Origin of the sequence: Silicimonas lutimaris, from assembly GCF_047314965.1 — a bacterium.
In the GTDB taxonomy this organism is placed as follows: Bacteria; Pseudomonadota; Alphaproteobacteria; order Rhodobacterales; family Rhodobacteraceae; genus JAVJUV01.
In genome coordinates this window covers 118561-136360 of sequence record NZ_JBLBVK010000041.1, presented here as the reverse complement: position 1 = coordinate 136360, position 17800 = coordinate 118561, and the positions used below count along the sequence as shown (strand labels likewise).

General features: G+C 60.5%; 18 protein-coding genes, 1 tRNA gene and 1 pseudogene. 13 read left to right on the top strand and 7 right to left on the bottom strand.

Annotated elements, in window-relative coordinates; genetic code table 11:
• Positions 1-162: 162 nt before the first annotated feature.
• Entirely contained in the window at positions 163-672 is a 510-nt protein-coding gene (locus ACKLNI_RS06835) for a hypothetical protein (RefSeq protein WP_413718302.1), read from the bottom strand.
• Entirely contained in the window at positions 669-1256 is a 588-nt protein-coding gene (locus ACKLNI_RS06830; RefSeq protein WP_413718301.1) for a TetR/AcrR family transcriptional regulator, read from the bottom strand. Before ACKLNI_RS06830 ends, ACKLNI_RS06835 begins: the two co-directional genes overlap by 4 nt.
• Positions 1257-1342: 86 nt before the next feature.
• Between ACKLNI_RS06830 and ACKLNI_RS06825 the strand changes: the two genes are divergently transcribed.
• Together ACKLNI_RS06825 and ACKLNI_RS06820 are read left to right on the top strand one after the other, a co-directional pair.
• A complete protein-coding gene (locus ACKLNI_RS06825; RefSeq protein ID WP_413718300.1) occupies positions 1343-1624 on the top strand; it encodes a hypothetical protein in 282 nt (93 codons plus the stop codon).
• A 64-nt stretch (positions 1625-1688) separates the two neighbouring features.
• Entirely contained in the window at positions 1689-2975 is a 1287-nt protein-coding gene (locus ACKLNI_RS06820) for a homoserine dehydrogenase (RefSeq protein WP_413718299.1), read from the top strand.
• A gap of 69 nt (positions 2976-3044) precedes the next feature.
• On the opposite strand, the gene ACKLNI_RS06815 is transcribed toward ACKLNI_RS06820, so the two are convergent.
• The 3 genes from ACKLNI_RS06815 to ACKLNI_RS06805 form a co-directional block, all read right to left on the bottom strand.
• A complete protein-coding gene (locus ACKLNI_RS06815; protein ID WP_413718298.1) occupies positions 3045-4157 on the bottom strand; it encodes a hypothetical protein in 1113 nt (370 codons plus the stop codon).
• Positions 4158-4235: 78 nt separating this feature from the next.
• Positions 4236-5597 (bottom strand): TolC family outer membrane protein, encoded by a 1362-nt coding sequence (locus tag ACKLNI_RS06810; RefSeq protein WP_413718297.1) that lies wholly within the window; start codon positions 5595-5597, stop codon positions 4236-4238.
• Positions 5598-5625: 28 nt separating this feature from the next.
• A complete protein-coding gene (locus ACKLNI_RS06805) occupies positions 5626-6279 on the bottom strand; it encodes a protein-L-isoaspartate O-methyltransferase family protein (protein ID WP_413718296.1) in 654 nt (217 codons plus the stop codon).
• A 180-nt stretch (positions 6280-6459) separates the two neighbouring features.
• Between ACKLNI_RS06805 and ACKLNI_RS06800 the strand changes: the two genes are divergently transcribed.
• From ACKLNI_RS06800 to ACKLNI_RS06785, 4 genes are all read left to right on the top strand, one after another.
• Positions 6460-6533, top strand: a tRNA-Cys gene (locus ACKLNI_RS06800).
• Between the two features lie 15 nt (positions 6534-6548).
• Positions 6549-7046 (top strand): transposase domain-containing protein, encoded by a 498-nt coding sequence (locus ACKLNI_RS06795; RefSeq protein WP_413718295.1) that lies wholly within the window; start codon positions 6549-6551, stop codon positions 7044-7046.
• A 228-nt stretch (positions 7047-7274) separates the two neighbouring features.
• Positions 7275-8942 carry an LTA synthase family protein gene (locus ACKLNI_RS06790; RefSeq protein WP_413718294.1) on the top strand — a complete coding sequence of 556 codons (1668 nt, stop codon included), beginning with the start codon at positions 7275-7277 and terminating at the stop codon, positions 8940-8942.
• 38 nt (positions 8943-8980) lie between these two features.
• A complete protein-coding gene (locus tag ACKLNI_RS06785; protein ID WP_413718293.1) occupies positions 8981-9364 on the top strand; it encodes a diacylglycerol kinase in 384 nt (127 codons plus the stop codon).
• A gap of 271 nt (positions 9365-9635) precedes the next feature.
• Here the strand turns inward: ACKLNI_RS06785 and ACKLNI_RS06780 are convergent, their stop codons facing one another.
• On the bottom strand, positions 9636-9839 hold the full coding sequence (locus tag ACKLNI_RS06780) for a hypothetical protein (protein ID WP_413718292.1): 204 nt from the start codon (positions 9837-9839) through the stop codon (positions 9636-9638).
• 366 nt (positions 9840-10205) lie between these two features.
• On the opposite strand from ACKLNI_RS06780, the pseudogene ACKLNI_RS06775 reads away from it, so the two are divergent.
• From ACKLNI_RS06775 to ACKLNI_RS06745, 7 genes and pseudogenes are all read left to right on the top strand, one after another.
• Positions 10206-11035: pseudogene (locus ACKLNI_RS06775) on the top strand (methylenetetrahydrofolate reductase).
• A 214-nt stretch (positions 11036-11249) separates the two neighbouring features.
• Complete coding sequence (gene rfbC, locus ACKLNI_RS06770) at positions 11250-11807, top strand: dTDP-4-dehydrorhamnose 3,5-epimerase (protein ID WP_413718291.1); 558 nt, start codon at positions 11250-11252, stop codon at positions 11805-11807.
• Positions 11804-12838 (top strand): dTDP-glucose 4,6-dehydratase, encoded by a 1035-nt coding sequence (gene rfbB / locus ACKLNI_RS06765; RefSeq protein ID WP_413718290.1) that lies wholly within the window; start codon positions 11804-11806, stop codon positions 12836-12838. The genes rfbC and rfbB overlap by 4 nt, the downstream gene beginning before the upstream one ends.
• Positions 12835-13689: a dTDP-4-dehydrorhamnose reductase gene (rfbD, locus tag ACKLNI_RS06760; RefSeq protein ID WP_413718289.1), complete on the top strand. Its 855-nt coding sequence runs from the start codon at positions 12835-12837 to the stop codon at positions 13687-13689. The genes rfbB and rfbD overlap by 4 nt, the downstream gene beginning before the upstream one ends.
• A complete protein-coding gene (gene rfbA, locus ACKLNI_RS06755; protein ID WP_413718288.1) occupies positions 13686-14564 on the top strand; it encodes a glucose-1-phosphate thymidylyltransferase RfbA in 879 nt (292 codons plus the stop codon). The genes rfbD and rfbA overlap by 4 nt, the downstream gene beginning before the upstream one ends.
• The gene (locus tag ACKLNI_RS06750) at positions 14561-15562 is read left to right on the top strand and encodes an NAD-dependent epimerase/dehydratase family protein (RefSeq protein ID WP_413718287.1); all 1002 of its coding nucleotides are present in this window, start codon (positions 14561-14563) and stop codon (positions 15560-15562) included. The genes rfbA and ACKLNI_RS06750 overlap by 4 nt, the downstream gene beginning before the upstream one ends.
• Positions 15563-15586: 24 nt before the next feature.
• Positions 15587-16915, top strand: coding sequence for a UDP-glucose dehydrogenase family protein (locus ACKLNI_RS06745; protein WP_413718286.1), 1329 nt, complete (start codon positions 15587-15589; stop codon positions 16913-16915).
• Between the two features lie 43 nt (positions 16916-16958).
• Here the strand turns inward: ACKLNI_RS06745 and ACKLNI_RS06740 are convergent, their stop codons facing one another.
• On the bottom strand, positions 16959-17792 hold the full coding sequence (locus ACKLNI_RS06740) for a tyrosine-protein kinase family protein (RefSeq protein WP_413718285.1): 834 nt from the start codon (positions 17790-17792) through the stop codon (positions 16959-16961).
• Positions 17793-17800 lie beyond the last annotated feature (8 nt).

Genomic DNA, 17800 nt, shown 5'->3' with positions numbered 1-17800 from the left:
GAACAGGACTGGTCTCCGGCCTTCACCGTGGGCCTGGCGTCCTACAGGTTCCGCGAGGTCGCGATCGCGCGGCCTCGCTTCGCGCCCCAGCTGGTCTGGGACGCGGCATCCGGCGTCGCTACTGGGGGAAGTGTGTAAGGCTCGTCGGAGCCTGAACTGATGCTACGACGCACGGGTTTCCGGAAGGATGCCCAGCGTCAGCGCGGTCAGGGCCTCGGCCATCGCGCGCGACTGACCGGCGGAGACCACACCTCCGACGCCGATCACGCGCCCGCGTTGCCACCAGAGGCCGGGTACCCAAGCCTGCCCGCAGGGCTCGTTCAGCCGGACGAGAAACCCGTTCGGCGGCTTGAAGGAAAATGCCCCGCGCTCGACAGAGCGGACGTTGTCCACGGTGGTAAGGACGCGTCCGCTCTCGGTCTTCAGGACCCGGTTCGTCAATACGATCCGGTCCTGCCCCGCCCTGCGCAGACGATCCGCGAGCCAGAGCGACACGGCCCCGGCCGCCAGGAAAGACACCTGGTACACCATGGCAGGGCGTCCGGCGAAGACGATCCAGAATAATAGCATACCGAGCCCTGCCGTGCAGAACACGCCAAGCCAGAGGCGCGGCGCAGATGCGCCGAGCACCATCAGGGTGACTTCTTCCTCGTCTGTGGGCTTCCTGCTCATGCGCCGACCATCGCGCGAGCAAGGTCCAGATGAATCCGCCGGATGTCGTCCTTGTCCAGCCGGCCGCCGCCGCGGAACCAGGTGATATAGCCCAGAAGCATCGCCAGAAGCGCCATGGTCGTGACCCTCACATCCTCGAAGCGGAATGCGCCGCTTTCGAGACCATCCGCGAGAATCGCCTCGAGCTCGTCTTCATATGAGCGCCTAAGCTTCTGAATTTTCCTGAAGTTCTCGTCACTCAGATTCCGCAGCTCCATATAGGACACGAAGACCTTGTCGCGCAGATCGAAATGGTAGTCGACATGGAAACCGACAAATGTCTCGAGACGTTCGAGCGGCGTGCCGGTGCCTTTCGCCTTTTCCCAAGCGGCCAGCAGGGCCTCGAGGTGATCCTTCATCAGATCGTAAAGGAGCGTCTGCTTGTCCGGGGTATATAGATACAGCGCGCCTGCCCTGACCCCGACCTCTGCCGCGATCTCACGCATCGAGACCGCTGCGTAGCCTGAACGCGAAAACAGTCGAAGCGCCGCCTCCTGAATAGCGGGACCCGTGATTTCTGCGTGTGAACCTGCCTTGCGTGCCATACCTCCTTGTAACTGAACAATTGTTCATATCAATCCCGCAATGCACAGGCTGGCAAAACGGTTGTTGGAAGCGTAGGTATTCTCGCATGAGACTTTCTTCCGCATGTCTGATCTGTTTCGCGCTGGCCGCCTGCGGCGACTGGCCCGACCTGCCCGATCCGGTGCGGCAGAGCGCGTCAGGCGCCTGGCCTGCATTGGTGCCGGTGGCAGAACTGCTGCCCGATCCCGAGGCGGAGGCGCAGGGAGAGGAAGATGCGCTTCAACTGGCAGCACGCGCCGAGGCACTGCGGAGGCGCGCCGCCGTTCTGCGCACACCCGTCGGCGATATGGACGACTTCGATGCGCTGCGAGCGCGGATCTCCGGCTGAACGCGCATTGCTCCCCCGCCCCTGACAGGCTAACACCCCAAGCGTAATTGAACGGAATTTGCTCATGTCCACTCCCCTTCGTCTTGGAATCGCGGGTCTTGGCACGGTCGGTGTCGGTGTCGTCAGAATCGTTCAGCGCCATGCGGCGCTTCTGGAGACGAGGACCGGGCGGCGCGTCACCATCTCGGCTGTATCCGCGCGCACACGCGACAAGGACCGTGGAGTCCGACTGGGCGACTATGCCTGGGAGGACGATCCCGTCGCGCTGGCGGTGCGGGATGACGTGGATGTCTTCGTCGAACTGATGGGGGGCTCCGACGGCCCGGCAAAGGCCGCGACCGAGGCCGCTATCCGAGCAGGCAAGCACGTGGTGACAGCGAACAAGGCGATGCTGGCCATCCACGGGCAGGAACTGGCGGAAGCCGCCGAAAACAAGGGCGTGTCCTTGCGCTTCGAGGCCGCCGTGGCCGGTGGCATCCCCGTGATCAAGGCGTTGACCGAAGGTCTGGCGGGAAACGAGATCAGCCGGGTCATGGGCGTGATGAACGGTACCTGCAACTATATCCTGACGCGGATGCAGGATGCGGGTCTCGACTATCAGACCGTTTTCGCGGAGGCCGACGCGCTTGGGTACCTGGAAGCGGACCCGACCCTTGATGTGGGCGGCATCGACGCGGGCCACAAGCTGGCGATCCTGGCGGCAATCGCGTTCGGGACACGTGTAGATTTTTCGGGTCTGCACATCGAGGGGATCGAACGGATCACCATCGAGGATATCGAGCAGGCCGCCGACATGGGCTATCGGATAAAGCTCCTGGGCGTTGCCCAGAAGACTGGCAGAGGGCTGGAGGCGCGCATGACGCCCTGCCTCGTGCCCGATACTTCGCCGCTTGGACAGCTGAAGGGCGGCACCAACATGGTCGTCCTCGAGGGTGACAGCGTCGATCAGATCGTGCTTCGGGGTCCCGGCGCCGGAGAAGGCCCCACCGCCAGCGCGGTGATGGCGGATGTTCTGGACATCGCGCGGGGCAATACGGTGTCCGTGTTCGGCATCCCCGCCGATCAGCTGGCTGCGCCCGAGCCGGCCGCGGCCTCGGCCCCTGCTGCGTTCTATGTGCGCATGTCCCTGATCGACAAGCCCGGCGTACTGGCCAAGATCGCCACGGTTCTGGGAGACGCTGGCGTCTCGATCGACCGGATGCGCCAATACGGCCATACGGACCCGCACGCGCCCGTTCTGATCGTGACGCATAAAACGGCGCGGGATGCTCTGGATCGGGCGATCGAGGCAATGGAGGGCACCGGGGTGCTTGCATCTCATCCGGTGGCTATCCGGATCGAAGACGTCTGACAGGGGCTGGCGGAGAACCGCATCCGGGCCAAAGCCCGGAGTCGTCAGATGCCTGAGCCGGACATCACGTTACTCGAATTCGCGTGAATTGAGCGCCCTGAGGATCTCGCGCCGGACCAGCTTACGTACATTGCGGGTGATCCTCTCGCCAAGTTCGCCCTGCAGTTCTTCCCGGATCAACCTGGCGACGATGGGCTGAAGCACGTCCTCGTCGATTGTGTCCAGCATCGCAGCCGACACGGCCGTCGCAGCTGCTGCGTCCTCTGAATCCTCTGCGGGAGCCATCTCTTCAGCCGCAAGCTCGGGCGTCGCTTGCGGGACGTCGTCCTTCTCTTCGGAAGCGATGTCCTCGTGCGTTGCCGCGACAGCTTCAGTCAATGCTTCCTCGAAATCCGTGTCATCCTGATCCTGCGCGAAGGGCTCCATCAGCGCTTCGGCTGCCGACAGGTCATCCAAGCCCACTTCATCGGACGAGAGTTCCAAAGGCTCGTCGGCAGACACTTCCTCGGGCTCCGCCTCGAAGGCCTCCGCATCCTCGGCAAAGCCATCATGGCCGGCAGCAGGTGCCAATTGCTCCGGTTCACCGTGCTCGATACGGGCCTCGAAGCGTTCCAGCATGACGTCCGGATCATGGAACGCGCTAATCTGAGCCGACTCGCGCTGCACCGCCGGGACGTCTTCAGCCATGGGAGCCTCCTGTTCCGCCCGGTCATCCGCGGGATTCCCGGGATCGGACGGGGAACCGGAGTGACGGAATGCGACTGTTTCGCCGTCGGCGGCACTGCTCTCATCATCCGCTGTATCGTTGACAGGCTCGACCAGCGTCAGTCGGTTCAGACGCGATGCGTCCTGCCGCGCGCTGGCCTGTTCCGCGACGGTCGGCGGACGCGTGTAGACGATCTTGTCGGGCCGGTGCTGCGCCTGGTCTTCGCTTCCGTCCGGTTCGTATTCATCGTCTCTCGACGAAACCGCGGCCTCGAGTTCGGCAATCCGGTCTTCCAATGATTTCGCAGCCAACCCTTTGGAAACAGGTCGTTCTACCCGCTGCGCATCGGTCAGGACCAAAGCTCCCGGACCTTTGGGCAGGTCGGGACGACGATTGCGCGGCATCTCAGACGAGACAAGCCGACGGACAGAACTCAGGACGTCTTCGACATCCTTCCTTGACGCGGAATCAGACATTACACACCACTTTTGCACCCGGTGGAGGACAGGGTACCCCCTGCCCGTGCCGCAGACAACAGCACGATTAATAAATGGTTATTCTTTACCGATGGCCCTGAGGACCCGGTCGAGTTTCCGGCCCTCCGGGCTGACCAGATGTCCCGGCGCATCTTTGACCGCATTGTAATAGGCGGCGGGGTCATAGATGGGAACGTTCAGCCCGAGACGCTCTGCTGTGAGAAGCCCCATCGAGTCGAGAACCTCGTAGACCGCGAGATACCGATCGACCTGGGCAGCGACCCGGTTGGTCTGGGCGTCGAGCAGCTCCTGCTCCTGGTCCAGAACTTCCAGCGTGGTGCGCGCGCCAAGCTGCAACTCCTCGCGCACTCCCTCGAGGGCCAGTTGAGCCGCCCTGACCTGACGGTCGGACGCATCGATGCTGGCGGTGGCAACGGCCAGGTTGGCATAGGCGTTGCCGACCTGCTGATCGACCAGCAAGCCGGTGGTGTAGAGCTGCGCACGGACCTGGTCCTTCTGGGCCTGGGCCTTGCGCACCGTCGATGTGATCGCCCCGCCCTGGTAGAGCGGACCTGTCAGGTCAAGCCCCAGCGACAGGCTGTCGTCGCCATCATCGTCAATGCCGACACGACCAGACGCATTCAAGGAAGGATAGACGCCCCGCGCAGCGCGTTCCGCCACAAGCTCGGTCGCCTTCACCTGATGCTGGACTTGCCGGATCTGCGGGTTTTCCTTGCGTGCCACCTCGCGTGCGGCCTCTTCGGTAGACGGTATCGACGGCGGCGAAGGAGGCGCGGCCAGTGTGCCGGGGTACTGCCCGACCACCGCCTTGTACTGCTCGCGGGCTCGGGCCAGACCGCCCTGCTCCGCCGCCAGCCCGCTGCGGGCAGCGGCCAGACGCGCCTCGGCCAAAGACACATCGGTCCGGGTCACTTCGCCAACGTCAAACCGGTCACGGGTGGCGCGCAACTGCTCGTTCAGAAGGCGGACGTTGTTTTCCCGCAGGTTCACAAAGGCCTCGGAACGGCGCACGCTCATATAAGCGATGACCGTGTTCAGAAGCACGGTGTTCTCGACATCGATCAGGGCGGCGCGCGTCGCGAGCACGGTTTCCTTTGCGGCATCCACACCCAGTTGCGACCGCCCGAAATCGTAAAGCAGCATGTTTGCCGTCACCGAAAGAGAGCCGGTCAGATCATCGCCCTGCGACGGGTCGGAATAGTTCACGCCAAGCGCATAGGAAATTGCGGGGCGGAGCGTCGCGACAGCCTGCGCCACGTCCTCGTCCGCCGCACGAAGAACGGCGCGGTTTTGCGCGATGAGGCCGCTATTGCGATAAGACGTGACCAAAGCATCTGTCAGGGTTTCCGAGACACCGGGGCCGGCGGATGCGAAAAGTGCGATCGCCAGCGTGGCTGCCTTTTTTCCAAAACACCTCATGGCCATCCCCTGTCTCAGAATTTGAATGTCAAAGCACGAACGCCCGGTTGGCCTCGAACCCCGGCAACACCGGGGCGCCGGCGTTGAACGCGAAGCGCCATGTCATCTGCCCGTCGATCCGATAACCGACCCGGACGACACCAAGCGCGCCCTCCTGGAAAATCGCGACGATCCGGCCACCGTCCTTGAGCTGATCGGTGATCCCTTCGGGCATGTGCTGAACCGCACCCTGGACCATGATCACGTCGTAGGGACCATGTTTGGCCGCACCTTCGGCCAGCGGACCCTCGATGACCGCCGTGTTGTCGGCACCGGCCTCGCCAAGCGCCCGCTCGGCTTCCTTCGCCAGTTCCGGCACGTCCTCGAGTGCGATCACGGCTTCGGCCAGATGCGCGGCAAGGGCTGTCGAATAGCCGTAGCCAGACGCGATATCCAAAACCAGCTCGTCCGGCTGAATGTCGACCGCTTCCAGCATCTTCGCCAGCGTGCGCGGTTCGAGCACCACGCGCCCGCCGCCAAGATCGACGTTTTCGCCGACATAGGCGGCGTCGCGCTTGTCATCGGGCACGAACATTTCGCGCGGAATCCGCAGCATTGCCTCGATGATCGGGAACTTTGTGACATCCGACGGACGAACCTGCGTGTCGACCATCGTCGTGCGGCGTTGGGCGTAGTCGGCCATTGCTAAACTCTTTCGTTCAGAACCGTTGCCTCGGTTCAACCACAGATGAGCGCGGCGGGCAAGCGGCGCGCATTCGCAAAGAGCCCGATTTTCTCAATGGTTGCCAGAATTCACTCCAGGCCAGTTTCATGTTGTGACTTGCAACCCTCCGGGAAGTTGATAGGTAGAGGTCCACACTTCGGCGAGTTGGCGGAGTGGTGACGCAGCGGATTGCAAATCCGTGTACACCGGTTCGATTCCGGTACTCGCCTCCAAATTCCCACAATGAATTGCGCCACTTACAGCATCCACTACAAGATGCTGCAATCTGCGTTTCATACACAACTCGTACAGAATCCGCATACAGTTTCACGCTGAACGACGTCGATCCACAAACCTGGCTTACACGGGTGCTCAGCCAAATCACCGACCACAAGATCACACGCTTCGACGAACTCCTCCCCCGGCGTTACGCCGCTCAAGCAGCGCAACAGGGCGCGCCTTTCGTCCGCCAGAGCGCCATCACCGGACGGTTGCGCAGGGGCCGCTCGGCGTCTGTGACAAATCCTCGGTCTGGGATCGGCGTGTCGCCGCCAGCGCCTTTGGGAGAGCCATCTATCGGAGATCTGCGGGTACGCCGAGGGCCGATCCCCGGCCCTTATTCGGGGCGTGGCAATGGAAAACGCATCCTCGGAGGCTCCCAGCAACTTGAGGACAGGCTGCTCAGGGGCAGGCAAGCCGGGGATGACCCTGTGGGGAGGGGACCCCGACCCCTGCCTGCCCCCTAAAAGGAGTTGATTTGCCCGAGCGCCGAAACGCGACGAAAGGTGCAAAAGAAAATTGTTGCGAAACGAAACACTCGTTGGACACAGCTTTTGCTGTCGCAACTTCCCCAACAAAAATACCAAAGATATTTGCATTAGTGTTGACATCCCATTGGGCGTTCCACTCTCCTTCAAGAACGGATCGCTTCCATGGAGCAGCGGTTCAGACTTGACGATTGAGGAATCCATCGGATGTGGCGTTTCGTATTGTTATGTTTGACAATCTACTTGTCCGGTGTGGTTCTCTATTCGGCTCTCTTCGTTTTCTCTGCTAACCAAGATCCTGTTGCGCAGACAGCCAAGATCTTTGTCGCCGGTGCGCACATTCTTGTTCTTTTCGTCCCAGTCGTTTTGGCTCAATCGCGAAGCTTCGTGCTGCGAGCGCTGGGTTTCATACTTATTGCTGGCTTCTTTATTTACGCGGTTTTTCTTGTTGGATACTTTCCATATTTTGGATTTGTACCCGAGTTATACGCGTTCGACCTACGCAATGCGCAAGATCTCGGAGAAGTGTCCGACCACTACTTCGGGCAATTATTCGGATGGCGTGAAATTTCTCTTGTAGCCCTATTTGCTTTGCTGATTTGGCAAGTTCTGAACACACCCATCCCTAAGTTAGGCACGGCCATACTAGTCGTTCCTGCCTTGCTTTTTGTCATAAGTCTTCATTCCTTCGGGGGGCCATCGGGAAGCGAGAAATTTGGCAATGTAACAGTCCTCCGGCGTTTCGGACCGGTTGTATTCAGCTATGTATCGCTGACCGAGTGGCTGAGACTCGGTGGAGGTTACCTCGAAGAGCCGTCCGACTATCCGGGAAAGATCGCCCAATTTGTGAAGGAGCCAGGACCTCCCAAGAAAGCGTTCATTTCCGAGATTCCCAAGGTGTCAAGGGTAACCATTCTGCAAATCGAGTCATTCGACACGACCGCCATCGATGCGCGTCTATCCGATATCCCGACAATGCCTTTCGTTTCGAGTCTTCGCGAAAGATGTCTAAACTACCAGAATTTTTTTACGATGAAGGGTGCTGGCGGTTCGTCGGATGCCGAATTCTCTATTGCGACAGGCCTGATCCCGTCCACTCGGCTTCCCTCCTTGAAGCACTTCGACTTTTCTCGCGTTGATACGCTTTATGAAGTGCTGGCCTCGCACGAAATCAGATCGACTTTTGCCCACAATAATCAGCGCGGCTTCTACGGTAGAGGGGGGGCTTATGAGCAGATCGCTGCACTGGAAACCCGATTTCTTGATCCACTTGACCGAGCGGAAGAGGTCGATTTTGCTCGAGATTGGCTTTCGAACTCGCTTCTGACCTCAGAGAAATCGCTCCATTACTTCTTTAACTTTCAGTCTCACGGACCATACCAAGGCTACTCGGTCGCGACAGCGGAGAATTTTTCGATTTCTCGAGGGCAAGATATCCGTGTCGATTATCTTGCGACGATGAGCGAGGTCGACCGGATGATCGAAGCGCTATTTGACCTCCAGGCTTCTGGTTTTGAACGAGGCGAAAATCTCTTTATAGTTATGGCCGATCATCCCAGCTATTTGCATGCCACAGACGATGAGCTAAGCAGATATCGGATACCTTTGATGATCTGCCATGGCGACTTTGAAGGCGTCGAAATCCCCAATGTCTTTGGGAGCATTGACCTATTTCCAACAATTCTCGAGGCCTTCGGCGTTCCGCCACGCCAACCGGTCCTGGGGCAGAGCATGTTTTGGGAAACGCGGAATGCCGTACTCCTGCCGACGCGAGATATCATCCGCCGCAACTCGCAAGGAACTCCCGAAATCATCCCTTGTGACGCGGATTGTGACGAATATTTCAAATTCACCGAACAACACTTAAAGTTTTGATGAGGTTCAGTTGGGCGCCTGGCAAAGGAGAAGGCATCGTGAAACAACCGACAAAAAGCGGTGTGGCTCGCCTTAAGGCTGCTTGGGGCCATTCCTGCAATGGACTTGTCGACGTCTGGAGGCGCGAAGAGGCATTCCGCCTGGAGGTGTTTCTGTTTGCGGCATCTTTCCCGGCCGCTGCCATGTTGGCATCGTCAGTCGTGCAAGGTGCCTTAATGATTGGCTCCGTCCTCCTCTTGATGATCGTCGAAGTAATAAACTCTGCGATCGAGGCAACTATCGACCGCATAGGTTTCGAGCATCACGAACTTTCACGCGTCGCGAAGGATCTCGGTTCTGCGGCTGTTCTGCTGACGGCATTGATCCCGGCCGGCGTTTGGGCAGCGATTGTCTTGAGTAATCTGGAAATTATCGGAGCCTAACCAAGTGCCGATCTCGGCCTTCTAAAAAAAATCCATTTGGGGGCTTCTTTCCCTCTGAAGTACCTCAGTGGTTCGGTTGGTTTTACCGGTATTTTCGTTGCTGAAATCTATGGACCGCGGGATCTGCCACAATTCCACTCCAGGGTCAGAACTCATAGCCAATAGATGACGGTTGCAGTGGAGAGAGATAAGCCAGCCGGTTGCAATGGCGGCACGCGAAGATAGCCGCGCCATGGAGGATGGTGACCCGGCGACCACAGCCCCGAGCTGGTCAGAGAAACCATTGCCGTTCACCGTCCGAGGATGGCTGCCGAGAAACCGCCGCGCCCGCCTTTGGAGACCGGCGTGTCTTTCTGACCGACTTGGAAGACACAATACCGATCGTCTCATCAGGGTCGATCAGGACATGCGAAGCAAATTCCTGATATGCGAATTCGGCGAGCGCATTTTCCAGACGGCGATGGCGTGGCGGCATGGACCTCACCTTTTGCAAGATGCTCGCTGGTGGGTAGACTGGTCTCGGCAAGGCTCCAGATAAAGCCCGGGCAGGTGTATGAGGACCCGGTCTGCAAAGGCCGAAAGCCACGATGCTCCCATGCCAACGCGCCAAGCCGATCGACACCTTGCGCGCCAATCGGGGCTTGGCGTCCGCGCCCTGCTCCTCGCAGCAGGCACGCCCGCCGCATGTCTCACACACGCCCTCACTTGCAGATGGCGAGTCCTGGAGCAGAGACGGGTCATGGTCGGACCCGGTGGATTGCTATCTGTCGTTTCATCATTCTTGGTGCATGGCACGCACTCTGGCATCATGGTCCGAACACTTGTGTAAGATGGCGACACTATGAAAAAGCTGCCGCTGAGTTTCGAGATGTTTCCTCCGGGAAGCGAGGCTGGTCGCGCCGCATTGGCGGAAACCGTCGAACGCCTTGCCGACGTGGCGAGCGGGGGGTTTTCCGTGACCATGGGAGCCGGCGGAAGCACCCACGGCGGCACCCATGAAACGGCAAAGGCGATCGTTGAGAACAGCGGTCGCCCGGTGATGGCTCACCTGATCGCCATGGGGCACAGCCGCGCGGATGCACTCGAGATGGCCGAGCAGCTTTGGCAGGACGGTATTTCGAGCATTTTGGCCTTGCGCGGCGACCTGCCCCGCGAGGGTGGGATGAGCACTGACAGTTTCAGCCACGCCTCGGAGCTTGTTGCGGCGCTGAAGGAGCGGCGCGATTTCGAGATATCGGTTGCCGCATATCCGGAGACGCACCCCGAGGCGGGATCGCTTGATGCGGATATCGACCATCTCAGGGAAAGCTGGATGCGGGGGCATCCCGCGCAATCTGTCAGTTCGTTCTCGATCCGGCGCATTATGCGCGGTTTCTGGATGCCTGCGAGCGGCATGGGGTGGATGCGCCCATCGTGCCGGGGCTCATGCCGATCAACAACTGGGCCCGTATCGAGAGCTTTGCAAAGGCCAATGGAACACGCGTCCCCGACGATCTCGCACGGATGTTCTCGAACCCCGGACACTCGGCAGAGGACCATGAGGAGCTGGCGGCGGAGGTATTGCTGGAACATGCTCGGCGGTTGGAGTCCTACGGCGCCCCGGCGCTGCACGTTTACGCCTTGAACCGCTGGGAATTGCCTCTGGCTTTAGCGCGTGAAATCGGCAGATAACTGACAAGGGATCCGAAAGCGGCGGTGCAGAGACCGAAACATGCAACGGTATTCACCCAAGAGTTGACCATCCGAGGCTCCGCTTCGGACAAGTACTTGTAAATGTTCCCCAAACGCCACGAGACAAGGTCTCCTGGCAAAGCCTTTGAACCAGAAGGGTGACGCAGAAATCGTCTCCTGTTATGGACCACACGAGTTTGGTGACGGAGTGCTTATGAAAGCCCACGAGACGAGTATACCCGGAGTATTGGTGCTTGAGCCGAAACGGCACGGGGACGAGCGCGGTTTCTTCTGCGAAAATTGGAACCGCAAGACCCTTTCCGGGATCGGAATCGACATCGATTTCGTCCAGGACAACATGTCGCTTTCGGCCAAGCCGGGAACCCTTCGCGGACTGCACTACCAGTCGCCGCCACATGCCCAGAGCAAACTCGTTTCTTGCCTGCAAGGTTCCCTGTTCGACGTGGTTGTTGATGCGCGACGCGGTTCACCTACTTTCGGGCAACATTTCGGTATCGATCTGAGTTTCGAGAATGGCCTGCAACTTCTGATCCCGCAGGGTCTGCTGCATGGCTTTGTCACTCGCGAGCCAAACACGATCATCGCGTACAAGGTCGACGACTATTACTCTCGCGAGTGTGACGGCGCGGTCCGCTGGGATAGCTGCGGTGTCGACTGGGGGCTGAAGCAGGCACCGATCCTCTCGGGCAAGGATGCTGAAGCCGAGGCGTTTCAAGACTTCGACACGCCGTTTTCGTGGGAGGCCTCATGAAAATTCTTGTCACCGGAGGCGCCGGCTTCATCGGCTCGGCGGTCATTCGCCAGGCGATCCGCGAGGGCCATGATGTCGTCAACGTCGACTGCCTGACCTATGCCGCCAATCTTGCCAACGTGGCGCAGGTCTCGGATGCGCCCGGATATGCTTTCGAGCAGGTCTCGATCACCGACCGGCCGGAACTGGACCGGGTGTTTGCGACACACAGGCCCGATGCCGTGATGCATCTGGCAGCCGAAAGCCATGTGGATCGCTCCATCGACGGCCCGGCGGCCTTCATCGAAACCAACGTGACGGGAACCTATACGCTGCTCGAGGCAGCCCGCCTTTACTGGACGGCGAACGGCAGGCCCGAGGACTTCCGATTCCACCATATTTCGACGGACGAGGTGTTCGGCTCGCTGGGGCCCGAGGGCAAGTTCACTGAGGATACTCCATACGATCCGCGCAGCCCCTACTCCGCCTCGAAAGCCTCCAGCGATCACCTCGTGCGCGCCTGGCACGAGACCTACGGGCTGCCGGTGGTGCTGACCAACTGTTCGAACAATTATGGTCCGTTCCACTTCCCGGAAAAGCTGATCCCGGTCGTGATCCTGAATGCGCTCCACGGCAGGCCGATCCCGGTCTACGGTGCGGGCGAAAACGTTCGTGACTGGCTTTATGTCGAGGATCATGCCGACGCGCTTCTGCTCGTTCTGCAAAAAGGCAAGGTCGGACGCAGCTACAATATCGGCGGCGAGAACGAGGCACGGAACATCGACCTCGTCCGCACCATCTGCGCCCTGCTGGACCAACGCCGGCCAGATGCCGCGCCCCATGACAGGCTGATCGTGTTCGTGACCGACCGGCCTGGCCATGACCTGCGCTATGCCATCGATCCAACCCGGATTCGCGAGGAACTGGGCTGGCGCCCTTCGGTCACGCTGGAACAAGGCCTGGCGCGCACCGTGGACTGGTATCTGGCCAATGAAGACTGGTGGCGTCCGCTTCTCGAAGTCGCCATGGAACGCAGAGGAACCAAGTCGTGAAGATCGCACTGTTCGGTCAAACCGGCCAGGTCGCGTCCGAACTGATCCGCCGGGCGCCGGAAAACGTCGCGCTGGATGTCTACGGCCGCGACAAGGCAGAATTCATGATGCCGGCCCTTGTGCGGGACGTCGCCCGCAAGGTCAGGGCCGATGTCATCGTCAACGCAACGGCCTACACCGCCGTCGACCGGGCGGAGACAGAGCCCGAGGTTGCCGACACGGTCAACGGAACGTCCGTCCGGGCCCTGGCCGAGGCTGCCGCCGAGATTGGCGTCCCGCTGCTCCATGTGTCCACAGACTACGTTTTCGACGGCGGAGGCCAAGCCGCGCGACGACCGGATGAGCCGATGTCCCCGCTGTCGGCCTATGGCCGCAGCAAGGAATTGGGCGAACGTGGCATCAAGGACTCGTCGGCACGGGCTGCGATACTGCGCACATCGTGGGTTTTCAGCGCGCACGGCACAAACTTCGTCAAGACCATGCTTCGGCTGGGGGCAGCGAACGGCGAACTGACGATCGTCGCGGACCAGATCGGCGGGCCGACACCGGCGGCCGCAATCGCCGATGCGCTTTACGCCGTCGCCGGCGCGATGGTGGACGGTCACGCGGGCGGGGTGTATCATTTCTCTGGCGCTCCCGACGTGAGCTGGGCCGATTTCGCGCGTGAGATCTTTTGTCAATCCGACATTCCTGCGAAGGTGCGGGACATTCCGACAAGCGACTTCCCGCGCCCTGCCCCGAGGCCGATGAATTCGCGGCTTGACTGCACGACGCTCGAGCAGGAGTTCGGGATCGCGCGTCCGGACTGGAAGGCTGGTTTGGCAGAGGTGTTGAAGGAGTTGCGAGTATGACGAACCGTAAAGGCATCATCCTGGCTGGCGGGTCCGGCACGAGGCTTTACCCGATCACGATCGGTGTCTCGAAACAGCTGCTGCCGATCTATGACAAGCCGATGATTTATTATCCTCTCTCGGTGCTGATGCTGAGCGGAATTCGCGAGATCGCCATCATCACCACCCCGGATGACCAGTCGCAGTTCCAGCGTCTTATGGGCGACGGCAGCCAATGGGGCCTGTCGTTCGAATGGATCGTGCAGCCTTCGCCCGACGGGCTTGCGCAAGCCTATTTGCTGGCTGAAGCCTTCCTCGACGGCGCTCCCTCGGCCATGGTGCTTGGCGACAACATCTTCTTCGGCCATGGCCTGCCGAACATTCTGAACCGTGCGGACCAGCAAACCCTGGGCGGCACCGTATTCGGCTACCGGGTCGCCGATCCCGAGCGCTATGGGGTCCTCGACTACGAGGGCGAAAAAGTCACCCGGATCATCGAGAAGCCGGCCAAGCCGCCATCGAACTACGCCGTGACCGGGCTTTACTTCCTGGACGGGAGGGCGTCCGAGCGCGCAGCAAGGGTAAAGCCTTCGCCCCGGGGCGAACTGGAGATTGTCGACCTGCTCCAATCCTACCTCGACGAAGGTCTCCTGAACGTCGAACGGATGGGGCGCGGTTATGCGTGGCTGGACACCGGCACACATGGCTCCCTGCTCGACGCCGGCAATTTCGTGCGCACGCTCACCGCGCGGCAAGGACTCCAGTCGGGATCGCCCGAAGAGATCGCATTCGAGCAGGGCTGGATAAGCCGCGACGACCTTTTGCGCGCCGCCGAACCGTTGGGCAAGAACGCCTATGGAGCGTACCTGCGCCAGATCGCGGGCGAAACCGAGTGAAGACGGCCGTCGTCACAGGCTCCGCGGGTTTCATCGGCGCACGCGTTGCAGAACGCTGGCTTTCGGAAGGCTGGCGCGTGGTCGGTATCGACTGCTTCAGCGAGTACTACGATCCCCGGCTGAAGCGAGACCGGGCGCGCAGGCTTGCAAGCCACGATGCCTATGTCGAGATCGAAGACCGGATCGAACGTCCGGGGCTGTTGTCCGAGGTTTTCGGCACCTACCGGCCCGAAGTGGTGGTCCACCTCGCCGCGCAGGCCGGCGTCCGCTATTCAATCGAAGCGCCACGCTCCTACCTCGATTCCAACATCTCCGGCACCTTCGAACTTCTGGAGGCCGCGCGCGCGCATCCTCCGGCCCACATGCTTCTGGCGTCGACCTCGTCAGTCTATGGGGCCAACACCGAAATGCCCTATGCCGAGACGCACAAGGCCGATAGCCAGATGTCGTTCTACGCGGCAACCAAGAAGGCGACAGAGGCCATGGCGCATTCTTATGCCCATCTCTATCGCCTGCCGATGACGATGTTCCGGTTCTTCACCGTCTACGGCCCCTGGGGCCGGCCCGACATGGCGCTTTTCAAGTTCGTGAAGGCCATACTCGAGGACCGTCCTATCGACGTCTACAACCACGGCAAAATGAAACGCGACTTCACGTTCATTGACGATCTCGTCGAGGCGGTAGACGCACTTGCCGCATGCACGCCCGTGCATGCGGTCGGCGAATTCGACAGCCTGAGCCCGGTCGCCCCGTTCCGGATCGTCAACATCGGCAAATCGGAACCGGATTCACTCGGGGGTTTCATCACGGCGATCGAGGACGCGCTTGGGCGAAGCGCGCGTCGGAACCTGATGGATATGCAACCGGGGGACGTGCCGGCAACCTGGTCGGACACGAGACTTCTGGCGGCCCTGACGGGGAAATGCCCCAACACGCCCTTGTCGGTCGGGGTGCCCGCTTTCGTTAAATGGTACAAGGATTACTACGGCGTTGCGTGACGCTGGAAGAAAGGAACGATTTGAATGCGTATTACTATGATTGGCACTGGATACGTCGGCCTTGTGTCGGGGGTTTGCTTTTCTGACTTCGGACATGAAGTTGTCTGCGTCGACAAGGACGTCTCGAAGATCGCACGGCTGGAAAACGGCGAAGTACCGATCTACGAGCCCGGCCTCGAAGACCTGCTTGAAAAGAACGTCAAGGCGGGCCGGCTGACCTTCACCACGGATCTGGCCAAGGCGCTGGACGGAACCGAGGCCGTGTTCATCGCGGTGGGCACTCCGACCCGTCGGGGCGATGGCCATGCCGACCTGACCTACGTGATGGCCGCCGCCGAAGAGATCGCGCGTAATGCCAAGGGCTACATCGTCATCGTCACAAAATCGACCGTGCCTGTCGGCACCAACCGCAAGGTCGCCGCGGTGGTTCGCGCGGCCAATCCTGACCTTGATTTCGACGTTGCCTCGAACCCCGAGTTTCTTCGCGAAGGCGCTGCGATCGAGGATTTCATGCGCCCCGACCGTGTGGTGGTCGGCGTGGAAAACGACCGCGCCGCCGAGGTCATGGCCGATGTGTACCGGCCGCTCTTCCTGCGTGATTTTCCCATCGTGAGGACCGACCTCGAGTCGGCCGAGATGATCAAATACGCCGCGAACGCGTTTCTTGCGACCAAGATTACCTTCATTAACGAGATCGCGGCACTGTGCGAAAAGACCGGCGCGGACGTCCGGGAAGTGTCTAAAGGGATGGGGCTCGACGGCCGGATCGGAAACAAGTTTCTACACGCGGGCCCAGGCTATGGCGGCTCCTGTTTTCCGAAGGATACCAGCGCACTGGCGCGCATCGGCCAGGAATTCGCATCCCCCATGACAATCACCGAAGCCGTCATCCAGGTGAACGACAGGGTGAAGCGCCGGATGATCGGCAAGCTGCTCGACCTCTGTGAAGGCTCTTTCAAGGGCCGGAAGATCGCCGTGCTTGGCGTGACCTTCAAGCCGAACACCGACGACATGCGGGACGCGCCTTCGCTGACGATCATTCCCGCGCTGATCGGAGGCGGTGCCATTGTTCATGCCGTCGATCCCCAAGGGCGGCATGAAGGCGAAAACCTCCTGCCCCACGTAATATGGGACGACGATGTCTACACAGCGGTTGCGGACGCTGACCTCGTGGTTCTGCTAACCGAGTGGAACGAGTTCCGGGCTCTTGACCTCAAGCGGATGGCCCAGGCGATGCGGCATGCGAGAATGGCCGACCTGCGAAACATCTATTCGACCTCGGACGCACGTGACGCCGGCTTCGAGGCCTATGTCTCAGTCGGTCGTAAGCCTTTCCCGGACACACTCTCCTGAATGCAGATGCGGCCCCGATCTGGTCGGGGCCGCAATCGGCGGATCAGTAGGAGTAGCCGTAGCCATCTTCCATGAAGTGGCATTTGTTCAAGACGATGCCTGCGACGTTGGTGTATTGCGCAACCTCGCGTTCCACTTCGTCAAGCTGGGACGCTGTGGTGCTTTCCGCGCCAGCGACAATGACCACCGCGTCCATCAACTTCAGGAACGCGCGGGTTTCTTCGCTGACCAGTACGGGCGGCAGATCGAACAGCATGATGTCCGGACTGTAAGTCGACTGGATTTCGTCCAGCAATTCGGCGGTCCTTGAGCGGTTCACGAGCTGGCCTGGGTCGCGGACCGCCGCGGTCGTCATCGAAATGATAGTATTGTCACCGAGGCGCAGAGCCTGTTCCTCGAAGGACACGGTGTCCTTGAGTACGTCTTCGAAACTGGCCGAAGGGCTGACGCCGAATTTCTTCGCAACTGAAGGTCGCCGGAAGTCCATGTCGAAGAAGATGCCGCGTATCTCGGGCTGACGGCCAAGACCGGCGATCAGATTGCAGGCGATGGTCGATTTCCCGCAACCCGGTGTTGCCGAGGTGATGGCGATCCGTGTCCAGTTGTTCCTACGCATCTCCAGCAGAAGCTTGGTCCGCAGGATGTCGAAATACTGCGCATGTTCCGAGGCTTCGGTGGAATGAATCCGCGCCTCGCGCATGCGTTTCGCCGAAGGTTCGAAACGTTCAATCGCGTTCCACGCCGCGTTGACGGTTTCCGCCTGCGCGGCACCGCGTGACTTGCGCCGCGCCGCCAGATCGGGCCGCAGAGGACGCGAACCATCCGGAGTTTCTCTTTTCTCACGTGCCCGTGCCAGGGCTGCCTGAAGCTTTTCCATGTTTCCGG